Source organism: Stenotrophomonas sp. YJH_SMC_127, assembly GCF_059372445.1.
In genome coordinates this window covers 1-14,401 of sequence record NZ_JCAFVO010000012.1, presented here as the reverse complement: position 1 = coordinate 14,401, position 14,401 = coordinate 1, and the positions used below count along the sequence as shown (strand labels likewise).

Sequence of the window (14,401 nt, the reverse complement as noted above, 5' to 3'; positions counted from 1 at the left end):
GGTGATATTCCTTGGTTAATGATGCGGCTGTGTGGATCGTTGTCGCCATCCTGGCGTTACTGCGCGGACTGCGGTTGGTCCTGGCCGCCCGTCCTGGACGACCTGCCCGCGAACCTGCGGTTCGTCGTGGCATGGTGTGTTGCGTTGAAGGCTCCACCGCAAGCGGTGGAGCCTCCAGGCATTACCGATATCAGCCCAGCATGCCGTGGCTGGCGACGCCGGCCGGCGGCCAGTTCTCCAGCTTCATGCCGAGGGACAGGCCGCGCTGAGCCAGCACTTCCTTGATCTCGGTGAGCGACTTCTTGCCCAGGTTCGGGGTCTTCAGCAGCTCCACTTCGGTCTTCTGGATCAGATCGCCGATGTAGTAGATGCTTTCAGCCTTCAGGCAGTTGGCCGAACGCACGGTCAGCTCCAGATCGTCGATCGGGCGCAGCAGCACCGGATCCACGCCGTTGTTGGCCGGCTTGGCCGCACCGCGGTCGCGGTGGGTGAAGTCACCGAACACGGACAGCTGGTCGCTGAGGATGTCGGCGGCGGTGCGCACGGCTTCCTCGGCATCGATGGTGCCGTTGGTCTCGATATCGATGACCAGCTTGTCCAGGTCGGTACGCTGTTCGACACGCGCCGCTTCCACGGCGTAGGCGACACGGCGGACCGGCGAGAACGAGGCATCCAGGACCAGGCGGCCGATGGCACGGGTTTCTTCGTCCGGACGACGACGCGCGGCAGCCGGCTGGTAGCCGAAACCACGTTCGATCTTCAGACGCATGTTGATCGCCGTATCCTTGGTCAGGTGGCAGATCACATGGTCGCCGTTCAGGATCTCCACATTGTGGTCGACCTTGATATCGGCAGCGGTGACAACGCCCGGGCCCTGCTTGGACAGGGACAGGGTGGCGCTGTCGCCGGAGTGCATACGGATGGCCACGTCCTTCAGGTTCAGCAGGACTTCGAGCACGTCCTCCTGCAGACCTTCGACCGTGGTGTACTCATGCAACACGCCGTCGATTTCGACTTCCGTGATGGCGAAGCCCGGGATGGACGACAGCAGCACGCGACGCAGGGCATTACCCAGCGTATGCCCGTAACCCCGCTCCAAAGGTTCGATAACGACCTTTGCACGGGTGTCGGTAAGGCGTTCGATCTGCGGACCGCGAGGACGCAGAACCTGGTTGGCGGTAACCGTCATGTTGCGGGTTCTCCTAGTGAACCCCCGGCCGTCGCCGGGGGCTCTCCAATGTGAATTACTTCGAATACAGCTCGACGATCAGCGCTTCGTTGATGTCCGCAGGCAGATCCGAACGATCCGGAACAGCCTTGAAGATGCCGGTGAACTTGCCGGAATCCACTTCAACCCACGACGGGCTCAGGTCATGCTGGGCGGCGACGGTCAGGGCTTCCTGGACGCGCAGCTGCTTGGCAGCCTTTTCAGACAGGGCGATGGCGTCGCCAGCCTTGACCTGGTACGAAGCCAGGTTGACCGACTTGCCATTCACGGTGACGCCGCGGTGCGACACCAGCTGACGGGCAGCCGGACGGGTCACGGCGAAGCCCATGCGGTAGACGACGTTGTCCAGGCGGGTTTCCAGCAGCTGCAGCAGGTTCTCGCCGGTGTTGCCCTTCTTGGTCGAGGCCTTCTTGTAGTAGTTGCGGAACTGACGCTCCAGCAGGCCGTAGATACGCTTGACCTTCTGCTTTTCACGCAGCTGGGTGGCGTAGTCGGACAGCTTGCCCTTGCGGGCAGTGGCGCCGTGCTGGCCGGGCTTCTGCTCCAGCTTGCACTTCGAGTCCAGCGCACGCGCCGGGCTCTTCAGGGACAGGTCGGCGCCTTCGCGGCGGGCGAGCTTACAGGTAGGACCGATATAACGAGCCATTTCTTATCGCTCCCTTTAGACGCGACGCTTCTTCGGCGGACGGCACCCGTTGTGCGGGATAGGCGTCACGTCGATGATGTTGGTGATCTTGTAGCCGACGTTGTTCAACGAACGCACGGCCGACTCACGGCCCGGACCCGGGCCCTTGATGCGGACTTCCAGCGACTTCACGCCGTAGTCCAGCGCAGCACGACCGGCCTTTTCAGCAGCCACCTGGGCAGCGAACGGGGTCGACTTGCGCGAACCGCGGAAGCCAGCGCCACCGGAGGTCGCCCACGACAGAGCATTGCCCTGGCGGTCGGTGATGGTGACGATGGTGTTGTTGAACGAAGCGTGGACGTGGGCAACGCCGTCGGTGACGACGCGCTTGATCTTCTTCTTGGTCTTAGCAGCGGGCTTAGCCATTTCTCAGTCCCTTACTTCTTGATCGCCTTGCGCGGACCCTTGCGGGTGCGGGCGTTGGTACGGGTGCGCTGGCCACGCAGCGGGAGGCCACGACGGTGACGCAGGCCGCGGTAGCAGCCCAGGTCCATCAGGCGCTTGATCGCGATACCGATTTCACGGCGCAGATCGCCTTCCACGATGTACTTGCCGACTTCGGCGCGCAGGCGCTCGATTTCCGGCTCCGACAGATCGCGGATCTTGGTGGTCGAAGCAACGCCTGCGACTTCGCAGACCTTCTTCGAACGGGTACGGCCGATGCCGTAAATGCTTTGCAACCCGACCCAGACATGCTTCTGGGCTGGCAGGTTGACGCCTGCAATACGCGCCATGACGCGGTTCTCCAGCTGAGTGATGGCCGACAGCGCGCCTCGGGCACGCCAATCCGGCAGGATGGATCAAAAAAGTGAACTAGCGATACTAACAAGGTTCCGGTTTACATGGAAGCCCGTGAAACCATTGGTTTCATGAACCCGGCCTGGGGAGTGTGCCCAGGCTCCGGCGCCGGATGGGGTTGGACCTGGGGTTTCCCCCGGGGCCGCCCGCGCTACTCCAGCGCGGGACCACCTCATCACACCCCCACCCGGAACCGCTGCGGGGGCCGCCCTTCGTTTGTGTGGCCGGAGTCCGCGAAGCGGAGGGACCATCACGTCAGGAAGACGAAAGTATAACAGGCCTATCAGCCGCGGGCAAAACCGCCGCGGTTGCCACCCTTCAGATTGGCCTTCTTCAGCAGGCTCTCGTACTGGTGGGACATCAGGTGCGCCTGCACCTGGGCGATGAAGTCCATCACCACCACCACCACGATCAGCAGCGAAGTACCACCGAAGTAGAACGAGGCGTTCAGCTGCGTGCGCATCAGTTCCGGCAGCAGGCAGACGATCACCAGGTACGCCGAGCCGGCCGCGGTCAGGCGGGTCAGCACGCCGTCGATGTAGTCGGCGGTCGCCTTGCCCGGACGGATGCCCGGAATCAGCGCACCGGACTTCTTCAGGTTGTCGGCGGTTTCCTGCGAGTTGAACACCAGCGCGGTATAGAAGAACGCGAAACCGGTGATCAGCGCAGCGAACACGATCATGTGCAGCGGCTCGCCCGGGCCCAGGGCGTTGGCGACCTTCTGCAGGACCTGGCCGAAGCTGCTCTGGTTGGCGGCCTGGCCGGACCACATGGCCAGGGTGGCCGGGAAGGCCAGCAGGCTCGAGGCGAAGATCGCCGGGATGACGCCGGCCATGTTGAGCTTCAGCGGCAGGAACGAGGTCTGGTTCATGTACGCGTTGCGACCACCCTGGCGGCGCGCGTAATTGACCGTGATCCGGCGCTGGCCACGCTCGACGAACACCACGAAGAAGGTGAAGGCGAGCACGACGATGGCGATCAGCAGCAGCTGGATGAACTGGATGTTGCCGTCGCGGTAGGCATCGAAGGTGTGGATGACCGCACCCGGCAGGCCCGCCACGATACCGGCGAAGATGATCAGCGACACGCCGTTGCCGATGCCGCGCTCGGTGACCTGCTCACCGACCCACATCAGGAACATGGTGCCGGCGGTCAGTGCGACCACGGCAGTGAGCACGAAGCCCATGCCCGGCGCATACACGACCGGAGCGCCCGACGGCGAGACCTGGCCCTGCAGGGCCAGCGCGATCGAGCCGCCCTGCACCACTGCCAGCAGCACGGCGCCGATGCGCGAATACTGGGTGATCTTGCGGCGGCCGGACTCACCTTCCTTCTGCATCGCCTTCAGGGCGGGGAAGATGTGCACGGCCAGCTGCATCACGATCGATGCCGAGATGTACGGCATCACGTTCAGCGCGAAGATGCTGAAACGGTGCAGGGCGCCGCCCGAGAACATGTTGAACATGTCCACGATGCCGCCGCCCTGCTGTTGCATCATGGCAAGCATGGCATCGGGATTGACGCCCGGCACCGGCACGTAGCAGCCGATGCGATAGACGATCAAAGCCCCGACGACGAACAGCAAACGTTGGCGAAGTTCAGTGAACTTGCCCATTCCGCCCGCGAGGTTACCGATGCCAGCTTGCGCCATGATTTTCTTACTCCGTTACGCTGCCGCCGGCAGCTTCGATTGCAGCCTTGGCACCCGCCGTGGCAGCAATACCCTTCAGGGTGAACGCCTTGGTCACTTCGCCCTTGACGACGACCTTGGCCTTCTTTGCGGTGCTCGGGACCAGCTTGGCAGCACGCAGGGCGGCGAAATCGATCTCACCGGCCGGCAGCTTGTCCAGCGCGTACAGCAGCACTTCAGCGGTGTCCTTGGCGATCGGCGAACGGAAGCCGATCTTCGGCAGACGACGCTGCATGGGGGTCTGGCCGCCTTCGAAGCCAGCCTTGATCTTGCCGCCACCCTTACGGGCGAACGAACCCTTGTGGCCGCGGCCGGCAGTCTTGCCCAGGCCCGAGCCGATACCGCGGCCGACGCGGGTGCGCTCGGTGCGGGCGCCCGGTGCCGGGCTCAGTTCATTGAGACGCAGAGTCATGGTCGATTACTCCTCAACCTGGACGAGGTACTGAACCTTGTTGATCAGGCCGCGTACCTGCGGGCTGTCCTTCAGTTCACGCACATCGTTGAGCTTGTTCAGGCCCAGGGCACGCACCGACAGGCGGTGACGCGACTGGGTACCACGCAGGCCACGCACCAGGCGGACCTTCACAGTCTTGTTGGACTCATTAGCCATGGTTGAGTTCCTCCACCTTCTTGCCGCGCTTGGCCGCGATGCGAGCCGGCGACTGCGCAGCAGACAGGCCCTTCACGGTGGCACGCACCAGGTTGATCGGGTTGCGCGAACCGGTGGCCTTGGCCAGCACGTTCTTCACGCCAACGGCTTCCAGCACGGCGCGCATGGCACCGCCGGCGATCACGCCGGTACCTTCCGAAGCCGGCTGCATGAACACGCGGGCTGCGCCGTGACCATCCTTGATGGTGTGCCACAGGGTGCCGTTGTTCAGGTCAACGCTGACCAGGTTCTTGCGGGCCTGTTCCATCGACTTCTGGATGGCGACCGGCACTTCGCGGGCCTTGCCATAACCGAAACCGACCTTGCCTTCGCCGTCGCCGACAACGGTCAGGGCGGTGAAGGTGAACTGGCGGCCACCCTTGACGGTCTTGCTGACGCGGTTGACCGCGACCAGCTTTTCGATCATGCCGTCGTCGATCTTCTCTTCGCGGTTACGGTCGCGATCGCGACCCCGCTGCTGACGCTCTTCTGCCATGTTGATTCCTTGGTTGTTTGGGTATGTACGGCTCGAGGCCGCTTATGGTTGTGGAGTGACGCGTTGTTCCGGTGGGCCACTGCAGAAGAGCGGCGCCGTCCAGCCTCGCTCAGGCTGGCGAGCAGGCAGGCAGGAGGCCATCGGCCCCCTGCCCTTGTCCCTTAGAACTGCAGGCCGGCTTCGCGGGCCGCTTCTGCCAGGGCCTTGATGCGGCCGTGGTAGCGGTAGCCCGAACGATCGAAGGCAACCTTCTCGACGCCGGCGGCCTTGGCGCGCTCGGCGACGATGCGGCCAACCTTGGCAGCGGCATCGGCGTTCTTGCCGTTCTTCAGGCCTTCCTTGACGTCGGTCTGGGTGGTGTTGGCGGCAGCCAGCACCTTCGAACCGTCAGCGGTGAAGACCTGGGCGTACAGGTGCTGGCCGGTGCGCAGCACCGACAGGCGGGCGACGCCGAGCTCACGGATGTGGGCGCGGGTCGACTTGGCGCGACGCAGGCGGGCGATGTTCTTGTTCATTTTGATTATTCCTTGAAAGCTGAAGGATGGGCTTCTCCCTGAGGAGTCCGCACATGGATGTGCGGGCTCTTGCGAGGGACTCGCACTTACGCCTTCTTGGCTTCCTTACGGATGATGACTTCGTCGGAGTACTTCACGCCCTTGCCCTTGTACGGCTCCGGCTTGCGGAACGCGCGGATCTTGGCGGCGACTTCACCGACGACCTGCTTGTCAGCGCCCTGGACCAGGATCTCGGTCTGGGTCGGGGTGGTGATGGTGATGCCTTCCGGCGCCACGAACACGACCGGGTGCGAGAAGCCCAGCGACAGGCTCAGGTCCTTGCCCTGCATGGCAGCGCGGTAACCCACGCCAACCAGCTCCAGCTTGCGCTCGAAGCCTTCGGACACGCCCTTGACCATGTTGGACAGGATCGCACGCACGGTGCCGGTCAGTGCGACCAGCTCGGCGTTCTCGGTGCTCAGGGTGGCAACGCCATTGTCGACGTTGATGGCAATGCCGGCCGGCTTGGCCAGCGACAGGGTGCCCTTCGGGCCCTTGGCGGTGACGCTGTCCGACTGGACGTTCAGTTCAACCTTACCCAGGGTGATCGGCTTCTTGGCTACGCGGGACATAGTTCTACTCCTTTCGCCTTAGGCCACGAAGCACAGGACTTCGCCGCCGACGCCCAGCTGGCGCGCCTGCGCATCAGTCATGATGCCCTTGGAGGTGGAAATGATGGAGATACCCAGGCCGTTCATGACCTTCGGCAGCTCGCTCTTGCCGCGGTACTGGCGCAGGCCCGAACGCGAGAAGCGCTTCAGGGTCGCGATGACCGGCTTGCCTTCGAAATACTTCAGCACGATTTCCAGCTCGGACTTGTTGTTTTCCAGCTGGGTCACGCGCAGGTCGGTGATGTAACCCTCGTCCTTCAGGACCTGGGCGATCGCAACCTTGATCTTGGACGACGGGGCTTTCACCGTCTGCTTGCCAACTGCGGCCGCATTCTTGATGCGGACCAGCAGGTCGGCGATGGGATCAGTCATGCTCATATGAGTACCTTTGAGTGCACCGATATCCGCTTTCGCGAAAATCTGTTGTCTCCTGGAAACGGGCCAGGTCCCTTGATGCAGCGGGCCGGGGCCCACTCCTACAACCCCGTCTGCACAGGGCAAGACGCGGGAGTATACGCCAAAAGAGCCCGACTTGCGTCGGGCTCTTCGGGTTTTTTCGCAGAAAGGAAGCTGAACGCCTCCCCTCCCCGGTTCAGCGGCCCCTGCAGGGGCTGCTGATCGCAGGGCCGGCTGGGATTACCAGCTGGCCTTGCGCAGGCCCGGGACGTCGCCACGCATGGTGGCTTCGCGCAGCTTGTTGCGGCCGAGGCCGAACTTGCTGTACACGCCACGCGGACGACCCGACAGCTCGCAACGGTTGCGCTGACGGCTCGGCGACGAATCGCGCGGCAGCTTGGCCAGCTTGGTTGCGGCGTCGATCTTCTCCTCGTAGGTCGCGTCCACGGAGGACACGATCTTCTTCAGAGCCGCACGCTTCTCAGCGTACTTCTTGGCCAGCTTTTCCCGCTTGATGTCGCGGTTGACCATGGAGGTCTTTGCCATTTCGGTTTCCTCGACAGATCAGTTACGGAACGGGAACTTGAACGCTGCCAGCAGCGCCTTCGCTTCCGCGTCGGTCTTCGCAGTGGTGGTGATGGCGATATCCATACCGCGGATCGCGTCGACGGCGTCGAAGTCGATTTCCGGGAAGATGATCTGTTCCTTCACACCCATGTTGAAGTTGCCGCGGCCGTCGAAGGAACGACCGGAAACACCACGGAAGTCGCGCACGCGCGGCAGCGAGATGTTGATCAGGCGGTCCAGGAACTCGTACATCTTGTGGCGACGCAGCGTGGTCTTGCAGCCGATCGGCCAACCATCACGGATCTTGAACGACGCAACCGAGATACGCGACTTGGTGACAACCGGCTTCTGGCCGGAAATCTTGGTCATGTCCGCGACGGCGTTTTCCAGGATCTTCTTGTTGGTGGCAGCCTCGCCGACACCCATGTTCAGGGTGACCTTGACGAGCTTCGGTACTTCCATCGGATTGGTGTAGCCGAACTGCTTCATCAGCGCCGGCACCACTTCTTCCTTGTAGATCTTTTCGAGACGGGAAGTCATCTTCACATTCCTCAGGCGTCGAGCGCCTCACCGCTGGAGCGGAACACACGCAGTTTGCGTCCATCCTCCAGCACCTTGAAGCCAACGCGTTCGCCCTTGCCCGAAGCCGGGTTCAGCACGTTCACGTTGGAGATATGGATCGAAGCTTCGCGCTCGACCACGCCGCCGGCAACACCTGCCTGCGGGTTCGGCTTGGTGTGGCGCTTGACGATGTTCACGTTGGCGACGACCACACGGTCGCCGTCGACGCGGACGACTTCGCCCTGCTTGCCCTTGTCCTTGCCAGCGTTGACGACAACCTGGTCGCCCTTCTTGATACGGTTAGCCATGATTATCTCCTGTCGCTCACAGCACTTCGGGAGCGAGCGAGACGATCTTCATGAACTTCTCCGAACGAAGTTCACGGGTCACCGGCCCGAAGATACGGGTACCGATCGGCTCCTGCTTGTTGTTCAGCAGGACGGCAGCGTTGCCGTCGAAGCGGATCAGCGAACCGTCGGCGCGACGCACACCCTTGCGGGTACGCACCACGACGGCGTCATACACTTCACCCTTCTTGACCTTGCCGCGCGGAATCGCATCCTTCACGGTGACCTTGATGATGTCGCCGATGCCGGCGTAACGGCGCTTGGAACCACCCAGCACCTTGAAGCACATCACCTGCTTGGCACCCGAATTGTCCGCGACGTCAAGGTAGCTCTGCATCTGGATCATGATTCAGACTCCTTATTCAGCCGCACGCGTGATGACTTCCACCACGCGCCAGTTCTTGGTCTTGGACATCGGAGCAATCTCGGTCACGCGGACGACATCGCCTTCCTTGCAGGCGTTGTCGGCATCGTGGGCGTGCAGCTTGGTCGAGCGCTTGATGTACTTGCCGTACAGCGCGTGCTTGACCTGACGCTCAACCAGGACGGTAACCGTCTTGTCCATCTTGTTGCTGACGACACGGCCTTCGACCGTGCGCAGCGTCTTCTTTTCAGTATTGTCGCTCATAGCGGCCATCCTTACTTCGTGCTGCCGAGCAGGGTCTTGACGCGAGCAATCTCGCGACGGACCCGGCGAATGTCGTGGGTCTTCGGCAGCTGGCCGGTGACCTGCTGCATACGGACAGAGAACTGTTCCTTACGCAGGTCGATCAGGTGGGCCTTGAGTTCGTCAGCCGACTTTTCACGGAGAGTTTTGATATCCATCAGCGCACCGTACGGGTCACGAAAGTGGTGGTGACCGAGAGCTTGGCGGCGGCCAGGCGGAACGCCTCGCGAGCCACTTCCTCGGAAACACCCTCGATTTCATAGATCATGCGGCCGGGCTGGATCTGGGCCACCCAGTATTCCACGTTACCCTTACCCGAACCCATTCGAACTTCGATGGGCTTCTTGGTGATGGGCTTGTCGGGGAACACGCGGATCCACATCTTGCCGCCGCGCTTGACGTAGCGGCTGATCGAGCGGCGGGCCGCTTCGATCTGACGCGCGGTCAGCTGACCGTGTGCGGTTGCCTTCAGGCCGTATTCGCCGAAGCTGACAGCGTTGGCGCTCCAGCTCAGGCCATCGTTACGGCCCTTGTGTACCTTGCGGTACTTGGTTCGCTTGGGTTGCAACATTGTCGTTACCTCGCTTCACGGGCCGGGCGCTGACGGTCACCACGGTCGCCGCGATCATGACGATCGTTGCGCGACGGGGTGTCGTCCTGCTTTTCCTGGCCAACCTGGGAGAAATCGAAGACCTCGCCCTTGTAGATCCAGACCTTGATGCCGATGATGCCGTAGGTCGTCTTGGCTTCAGCGAAGCCATAGTCGATGTCGGCACGCAGGGTGTGCAGCGGCACGCGGCCTTCGCGGTACCACTCCGAACGGGCGATTTCAGCACCGTTGAGGCGGCCACCAACGTTGACCTTGATGCCCAGGGCACCCAGGCGCATCGCGTTGCCGACCGAGCGCTTCATTGCACGGCGGAACATGATGCGACGCTCCAGCTGCTGGGCGATCGACTCGGCAACGAGCTGCGCGTCCAGTTCCGGCTTGCGCACTTCGGTGACGTTGATGTGCGCCGGGACGCCCATCATCTCGCTCACTTCCTTGCGCAGCTTCTCGATGTCCTCACCGCGCTTGCCGATCACCACGCCCGGACGGGCGGTGTGGATCGTCACGCGAGCGGTCTTGGCCGGACGCTCGATCAGGATCTTGCTGATGCCGGCCTGGGCCAGCTTCTTGCGCAGCATTTCGCGCACTTTCAGGTCGGCTGCCAGGTAACCGGCGAACTCGGCCTTGTTGGCGTACCACTTGGAGTTCCAGTCCTTGGAAATGCCGAGGCGGATACCAATCGGATGAACTTTATGACCCATGGTCTTTTCCTTATCCGCTTACTTGGCGGCGCCCACAACCACAGTGATGTGGCTGGTGCGCTTGAGGATGCGGGTACCGCGGCCTTTCGCCCGCGCCATGAAACGCTTCAGGGTCGGACCTTCATCAACCATGATGGTCTGAACCTTCAGCTCGTCGACGTCGGCGCCCTGGTTGTTCTCGGCGTTGGCAATTGCCGACTCCACCACCTTCTTGATCAGGTGGGCAGCCTTCTTGTCCGAGAACTTCAGCAGGTTGACCGCACGTTCGGCCGGCAGACCGCGCACCTGGTCAGCGACCAGACGAGCCTTCTGCGGGGAGATGCGCGCAGTGCGCAGGATGGCTTTCGCTTCCATTGTCATCTCTCCTTACTTGCCCGACTTCTTGTCACCACCGTGACCCTTGAAGGTCCGGGTGATGGCAAATTCGCCGAGCTTGTGGCCGACCATGTTCTCGTTGACGAGAACCGGGATGTGGTTCTTGCCGTTATGCACGGCAATGGTGATGCCTACCATGTCAGGCAGGATCATCGAACGGCGCGACCAGGTCTTGATCGGCTTCTTGCTGCCCGCAGCGGCCTCCACCTTCTTGACGAGGTGGTGATCGACGAACGGGCCCTTCTTGAGTGAACGTGCCATGGTCGATTAGCCCCTACGATCGCGGACGATGAACTGCTGAGTGCGCTTGTTATGGCGCGTCTTGTAACCCTTGGTCGGAACACCCCACGGGGTGACCGGATGCGGGTTACCCTGGCCGGCCTTGGCCTCACCACCACCGTGCGGGTGGTCAACCGGGTTCATGGCAGCACCACGAACGGTCGGGCGGACGCCGCGCCAACGCTTGGCACCGGCCTTGCCCAGCTTTTCCAGGCTGTGCTCGTCGTTGCCGACTTCGCCGATGGTGGCGCAGCACTCGACCGGAACCTTGCGCATTTCACCCGAGCGCAGGCGCAGGGTGGCGTAGATGCCTTCGCGAGCCACCAGCTGCACGGCCGCACCAGCGGCGCGAGCGATCTGAGCGCCCTTGCCCGGCTTCAGCTCGATGCAGTGGATGGTGGTGCCGACCGGGATGTTGCGCAGCGGCAGGGTGTTGCCGGCCTTGATCGGGGCATCCGAACCAGCGATCACCTGATCACCGGCCTTCAGGCCCTTCGGGGCGATGATGTAGCGACGCTCACCATCGACGTAGCACAGCAGGGCGATGTGGGCGGTGCGGTTCGGATCGTATTCGATGCGTTCCACGCGCGCCGGGATGCCCAGCTTGTTGCGCTTGAAGTCGATGATGCGGTAGTGCTGCTTGGCACCACCACCGACGTGACGCACGGTGATGCGGCCGTGGTGGTTGCGGCCACCCGAGCGGCTCTGCGACTCGACCAGTGCGGCGTGCGGAGCACCCTTGTGCAGGTCGGGCGTAACCACGCGCACGGCCGAACGGCGGCCGGGGGAAGTGGGCTTGAATTTCATCAATGGCATGGGATGTACCTCAGGCCTTGGCCGTTACATCGATCGACTGGCCGTCGGCCAGGCGAACGTACGCCTTGCGCCAATCGCCGCGGCGGCCAGCACGGTTACGGAAGGACTTGTTCTTGCCCTTGACGTTGACCACGTTGACGGCTTCGACCTTGACGTCGAACAGCTGCTCAACCGCGGCCTTTACATCGGCCTTGGTGGCTTCGTTCGAAACTTCGAAGACATACTGGTTGGAGAGTTCCTGCAGGCGCGCGGTCTTTTCGGAGACACGCGGGGCACGCAGCACGCTGAAGATTTTTTCGTTGCTGTTCATGCCAGCCACTCCTCGACCTTCTTGACCGCGTCAGCGGTGATGACGACCGTGTCGGCACCCACCAGCGAGACCGGATCCAGACCCTGGACGTCACGCACCTGCACGTACGGCAGATTGCGGGCGGACAGGTACAGGTGCTCGGACGCTTCTTCGGTGACGATCAGCGGGCGCTTGCCCACTTCCAGGCCGGCCAGCTTGGCGATCAGACCCTTCGTGTTGGTCACTTCGACATCGAAGGACTCCACGATGGTCAGACGGCCCTGACGGTTCAGCTCGGACAGGATCGCGCACATGGCGGCACGGTACTGCTTACGATTGACCTTCTGCTCGAAGCTGCGCGGCTTGGCCGCGAAGGTGACACCGCCGCCGACGAAGATCGGAGCCGTCAGTGCGCCATGACGCGCGCCGCCGCCCTTCTGCTTCTTCGACTTCTTGGTGGTACCAGCCACTTCGGAGCGAGTCTTCTGTGCCTTGGTGCCGGCGCGACCGGCGTTGCGGTAGGCAACGACGACCTGGTGGACCAGATCTTCGCTGAAATCGCGACCGAACACGGCGTCGGAGACCGAGACCTTGTTGTTGCTACCCGTGATAACGAGTTCCATCGTCATCTCTCCTTATGCCTTGCTCGCCGGACGGACGATCACATCGCCACCCGCCGCGCCCGGAACGGCGCCGCGAACGGCGATCAGACCGCGCTCGACGTCGACCTTGACCACTTCCAGGTTCTGGGTGCTCTGCTGCACCGCGCCCATGTGGCCCGACATCTTCTTGCCCGGGAAAACGCGACCCGGGGTCTGGCGCTGACCCAGCGAACCCGGCGCGCGATGCGACAGCGAGTTACCGTGGGTTGCATCGCCCATACGGAAGTTGTGGCGCTTGATGGTGCCCTGGAAGCCCTTACCCTTGGTGACACCCTGGACGTCGACGATCTGGCCGACTTCGAAGATGTCCGCCTTGACTTCGCCGCCAACGGCGAAATCGCCGAGCTGCGCGTCTTCAACGCGGAATTCCCACAGGCCACGACCCGCTTCCACCTTCGCCTTGGCGAAGTGGCCGGCTTCCGGCTTGTTGACCAGGGCAGCGCGACGCGCGCCGACGGTCACCTGCACGGCGCTGTAGCCGTCGGTTTCGACGGTCTTGATCTGCGCGATGCGGTTCGGGGTTGCTTCGATCAGGGTCACCGGGATGGAACGGCCATCTTCGGTGAACACGCGGCTCATGCCGGCCTTGCGGCCCACGAAGCCCAACGAATACTTCTTCGTCATGGTCGTAGTCCTCAGGTCAGCTTGATCTGAACGTCGACGCCGGCAGCCAGTTCGAGCTTCATCAGCGCGTCCACGGTCTTGTCATTCGGGTCAACGATATCGAGCACGCGCTTGTGCGTGCGGGTCTCGTACTGGTCACGCGCGTCCTTGTCGACGTGCGGGGAGACGAGAACGGTGTAACGCTCGATCTTGGTCGGCAGCGGGATCGGGCCACGCACTTGCGCGCCGGTCCGCTTTGCCGTTTCAACGATCTCGCTGGCCGAACGGTCGATCAGACGATGATCGAACGCTTTCAGCCGGATCCGGATCTTTTGGTCCGCCATGGCGGTAGGTTCCTTCGTTAAAAGAGCGACAGACAAAGCCTCTGGGTTGCTTTGCCCCATGAAATTCCTGAATACGGACGGCCCGCAGTCCTGCAGGCCGACAAGGTCACTCCATGGACCTCAAAAACGTAGGCAGACCAGTTTCCCGGCCTGCCCAGACGTAGAAGCATAATGGCACGCAAGGCAGCTGTCAACAGTCGCCTGTTGACGCCGCCTGAATGGCATTGACCCTTCCTGGTCCGGGGAACACAAGGCACATCCTGTGCCTGCTTTCCCATTTGATACGCCCCGATGCCCTACCCAGGCAACATCGGGGCGCAGATACTACCAGATTACTCGATGATCTTCGAGACCACGCCGGCGCCGACGGTACGGCCGCCTTCGCGGATGGCGAAGCGCAGGCCTTCGTCCATTGCCACCGGGTTGATCAGGGTGACGACCATCTTGACGTTGTCACCCGGCATCACCATTTC

The 14,401-nt window shown here is 62.6% G+C and carries 27 protein-coding genes; all 27 read right to left on the bottom strand.

Going from position 1 to position 14,401, the window contains the following annotated elements:
* Positions 1-190: 190 nt before the first annotated feature.
* A complete protein-coding gene (locus AC5QAB_RS19340) occupies positions 191-1,189 on the bottom strand; it encodes a DNA-directed RNA polymerase subunit alpha (protein WP_005408216.1) in 999 nt (332 codons plus the stop codon).
* 55 nt (positions 1,190-1,244) lie between these two features.
* Positions 1,245-1,874: a 30S ribosomal protein S4 gene (gene rpsD / locus AC5QAB_RS19335; protein WP_004145446.1), complete on the bottom strand. Its 630-nt coding sequence runs from the start codon at positions 1,872-1,874 to the stop codon at positions 1,245-1,247.
* 15 nt (positions 1,875-1,889) lie between these two features.
* The gene (rpsK, locus tag AC5QAB_RS19330) at positions 1,890-2,279 is read right to left on the bottom strand and encodes a 30S ribosomal protein S11 (protein WP_004145443.1); all 390 of its coding nucleotides are present in this window, start codon (positions 2,277-2,279) and stop codon (positions 1,890-1,892) included.
* An 11-nt stretch (positions 2,280-2,290) separates the two neighbouring features.
* Complete coding sequence (rpsM, locus tag AC5QAB_RS19325) at positions 2,291-2,647, bottom strand: 30S ribosomal protein S13 (protein WP_004154500.1); 357 nt, start codon at positions 2,645-2,647, stop codon at positions 2,291-2,293.
* A 347-nt stretch (positions 2,648-2,994) separates the two neighbouring features.
* Positions 2,995-4,362: a preprotein translocase subunit SecY gene (gene secY, locus AC5QAB_RS19320; RefSeq protein WP_005415420.1), complete on the bottom strand. Its 1,368-nt coding sequence runs from the start codon at positions 4,360-4,362 to the stop codon at positions 2,995-2,997.
* A gap of 7 nt (positions 4,363-4,369) precedes the next feature.
* Positions 4,370-4,813, bottom strand: a complete 444-nt coding sequence (gene rplO / locus AC5QAB_RS19315) for a 50S ribosomal protein L15 (protein ID WP_004154498.1) — start codon at positions 4,811-4,813, stop codon at positions 4,370-4,372.
* A 6-nt stretch (positions 4,814-4,819) separates the two neighbouring features.
* The gene (gene rpmD, locus AC5QAB_RS19310; protein WP_005408214.1) at positions 4,820-5,011 is read right to left on the bottom strand and encodes a 50S ribosomal protein L30; all 192 of its coding nucleotides are present in this window, start codon (positions 5,009-5,011) and stop codon (positions 4,820-4,822) included.
* A complete protein-coding gene (gene rpsE, locus AC5QAB_RS19305) occupies positions 5,004-5,546 on the bottom strand; it encodes a 30S ribosomal protein S5 (protein ID WP_005408213.1) in 543 nt (180 codons plus the stop codon). Before rpsE ends, rpmD begins: the two co-directional genes overlap by 8 nt.
* Positions 5,547-5,707: 161 nt before the next feature.
* Positions 5,708-6,067: a 50S ribosomal protein L18 gene (rplR, locus tag AC5QAB_RS19300; RefSeq protein WP_169411773.1), complete on the bottom strand. Its 360-nt coding sequence runs from the start codon at positions 6,065-6,067 to the stop codon at positions 5,708-5,710.
* A gap of 80 nt (positions 6,068-6,147) precedes the next feature.
* Positions 6,148-6,672, bottom strand: a complete 525-nt coding sequence (gene rplF / locus AC5QAB_RS19295; protein WP_014646052.1) for a 50S ribosomal protein L6 — start codon at positions 6,670-6,672, stop codon at positions 6,148-6,150.
* An 18-nt stretch (positions 6,673-6,690) separates the two neighbouring features.
* Positions 6,691-7,089, bottom strand: a complete 399-nt coding sequence (rpsH, locus tag AC5QAB_RS19290; RefSeq protein WP_005408210.1) for a 30S ribosomal protein S8 — start codon at positions 7,087-7,089, stop codon at positions 6,691-6,693.
* A gap of 258 nt (positions 7,090-7,347) precedes the next feature.
* Entirely contained in the window at positions 7,348-7,653 is a 306-nt protein-coding gene (gene rpsN / locus AC5QAB_RS19285) for a 30S ribosomal protein S14 (RefSeq protein WP_005408209.1), read from the bottom strand.
* An 18-nt stretch (positions 7,654-7,671) separates the two neighbouring features.
* A complete protein-coding gene (rplE, locus tag AC5QAB_RS19280; RefSeq protein WP_005415416.1) occupies positions 7,672-8,214 on the bottom strand; it encodes a 50S ribosomal protein L5 in 543 nt (180 codons plus the stop codon).
* An 11-nt stretch (positions 8,215-8,225) separates the two neighbouring features.
* Positions 8,226-8,543 carry a 50S ribosomal protein L24 gene (gene rplX, locus AC5QAB_RS19275; RefSeq protein WP_004154490.1) on the bottom strand — a complete coding sequence of 106 codons (318 nt, stop codon included), beginning with the start codon at positions 8,541-8,543 and terminating at the stop codon, positions 8,226-8,228.
* A 16-nt stretch (positions 8,544-8,559) separates the two neighbouring features.
* Positions 8,560-8,928, bottom strand: a complete 369-nt coding sequence (gene rplN / locus AC5QAB_RS19270; protein WP_010483978.1) for a 50S ribosomal protein L14 — start codon at positions 8,926-8,928, stop codon at positions 8,560-8,562.
* Between the two features lie 12 nt (positions 8,929-8,940).
* Positions 8,941-9,210, bottom strand: coding sequence for a 30S ribosomal protein S17 (rpsQ, locus tag AC5QAB_RS19265; RefSeq protein ID WP_004154489.1), 270 nt, complete (start codon positions 9,208-9,210; stop codon positions 8,941-8,943).
* 11 nt (positions 9,211-9,221) lie between these two features.
* Entirely contained in the window at positions 9,222-9,407 is a 186-nt protein-coding gene (gene rpmC, locus AC5QAB_RS19260; protein ID WP_004154487.1) for a 50S ribosomal protein L29, read from the bottom strand.
* On the bottom strand, positions 9,407-9,820 hold the full coding sequence (rplP, locus tag AC5QAB_RS19255; RefSeq protein WP_004154486.1) for a 50S ribosomal protein L16: 414 nt from the start codon (positions 9,818-9,820) through the stop codon (positions 9,407-9,409). The genes rpmC and rplP overlap by 1 nt, the downstream gene beginning before the upstream one ends.
* A 5-nt stretch (positions 9,821-9,825) precedes the next feature.
* Positions 9,826-10,560: a 30S ribosomal protein S3 gene (rpsC, locus tag AC5QAB_RS19250; RefSeq protein WP_004145350.1), complete on the bottom strand. Its 735-nt coding sequence runs from the start codon at positions 10,558-10,560 to the stop codon at positions 9,826-9,828.
* A gap of 18 nt (positions 10,561-10,578) precedes the next feature.
* Positions 10,579-10,914 carry a 50S ribosomal protein L22 gene (gene rplV / locus AC5QAB_RS19245; protein ID WP_004145348.1) on the bottom strand — a complete coding sequence of 112 codons (336 nt, stop codon included), beginning with the start codon at positions 10,912-10,914 and terminating at the stop codon, positions 10,579-10,581.
* A 12-nt stretch (positions 10,915-10,926) separates the two neighbouring features.
* Positions 10,927-11,196, bottom strand: a complete 270-nt coding sequence (rpsS, locus tag AC5QAB_RS19240; RefSeq protein ID WP_005415413.1) for a 30S ribosomal protein S19 — start codon at positions 11,194-11,196, stop codon at positions 10,927-10,929.
* A 6-nt stretch (positions 11,197-11,202) separates the two neighbouring features.
* Positions 11,203-12,030 (bottom strand): 50S ribosomal protein L2, encoded by an 828-nt coding sequence (rplB, locus tag AC5QAB_RS19235; protein WP_004145339.1) that lies wholly within the window; start codon positions 12,028-12,030, stop codon positions 11,203-11,205.
* Positions 12,031-12,040: 10 nt separating this feature from the next.
* Positions 12,041-12,340, bottom strand: a complete 300-nt coding sequence (rplW, locus tag AC5QAB_RS19230) for a 50S ribosomal protein L23 (RefSeq protein WP_004145338.1) — start codon at positions 12,338-12,340, stop codon at positions 12,041-12,043.
* Positions 12,337-12,942, bottom strand: coding sequence for a 50S ribosomal protein L4 (gene rplD, locus AC5QAB_RS19225; protein WP_004145337.1), 606 nt, complete (start codon positions 12,940-12,942; stop codon positions 12,337-12,339). The genes rplW and rplD overlap by 4 nt, the downstream gene beginning before the upstream one ends.
* Positions 12,943-12,954: 12 nt before the next feature.
* Positions 12,955-13,605, bottom strand: a complete 651-nt coding sequence (rplC, locus tag AC5QAB_RS19220; RefSeq protein WP_004145336.1) for a 50S ribosomal protein L3 — start codon at positions 13,603-13,605, stop codon at positions 12,955-12,957.
* An 11-nt stretch (positions 13,606-13,616) separates the two neighbouring features.
* Entirely contained in the window at positions 13,617-13,928 is a 312-nt protein-coding gene (gene rpsJ, locus AC5QAB_RS19215; RefSeq protein WP_005408208.1) for a 30S ribosomal protein S10, read from the bottom strand.
* Between the two features lie 332 nt (positions 13,929-14,260).
* A partial coding sequence (locus AC5QAB_RS19210; protein WP_487247787.1) for an EF-Tu C-terminal domain-related protein occupies positions 14,261-14,401 on the bottom strand: 141 nt, incomplete at its 5' end.